The organism is Phaeovulum veldkampii DSM 11550 (genome assembly GCF_003034995.1).
GTDB lineage: Bacteria > Pseudomonadota > Alphaproteobacteria > Rhodobacterales > Rhodobacteraceae > Phaeovulum > Phaeovulum veldkampii.
In genome coordinates this window covers 1-748 of sequence record NZ_PZKF01000133.1, presented here as the reverse complement: position 1 = coordinate 748, position 748 = coordinate 1, and the positions used below count along the sequence as shown (strand labels likewise).

General features: G+C 56.4%; 1 protein-coding gene. It reads left to right on the top strand.

Going from position 1 to position 748, the window contains the following annotated elements; genetic code table 11:
* Positions 1-291, top strand: a 291-nt coding sequence (locus tag C5F46_RS16815) for a tyrosine-protein kinase family protein (RefSeq protein WP_412779348.1), incomplete at its 5' end; no start/stop codon positions are given.
* Positions 292-748: the final 457 nt, after the last annotated feature.

Here is a 748-nt window from a genome sequence, read left to right as displayed (position 1 = left end):
CTAAAGCAACTGAATGATCGATTTGACCTGATCATCGTCGACAGCCCGCCGGCGCTTGCCGTAACCGACCCCGTTGTTATCGGACGGTATACCGGAGCAATCATTCTTGTGACACGCCATCTGCAAACCATGATGGGCGAGGTCGAGGCAGCCCGGCGTCTGTTCGAGAACTCGGGCGTCAAGGTGACGGGGGCTGTTTTGAACGACTACCGGATCACGGAGGTCAACAAATACGGGGGGCAACATTACGACTACAACTATCGCTACAGCTACAAGAGCGAGCGGTTCTGACTTGAGCAGGGTGGTCTTGTCGCGGTTTTGTGCCGCTCCTTTGATCACGTAATGTGCAGCAAAGGAGATCAGGTCTTTGGCGCGGGCGGTGATCAGGTTGCGCGCGTCCAGCAGTGCCTGCAGGACACCGTCGCCCTGCAAGTGCACCATCTTGTCCGGCCAAGCGCCGCTTGTGCCGCCTTGGCTTCGGCAAGGCCTGCGGACCGACGGTCTGCGGGAGAGGACTTCGAGATGCTCATATCTCTCGATCCTGCCTGGGTCATCGTCGCACAAGTGCCGTCAGGCGGGGCGACCCAAACCCGCGTCAACGCCCTTGGGGCGGTCGTCATCGTAGGTTCTCCATAATCTTGCATTATCAATAATATTATAAAGTGCAACTTTTACCAATGTCGCTTTTTGTTGTAATATGAGCAGGCCAAGATGGCAGTCTGGCAGGCGTTCGGTCTTGCAATGGGCT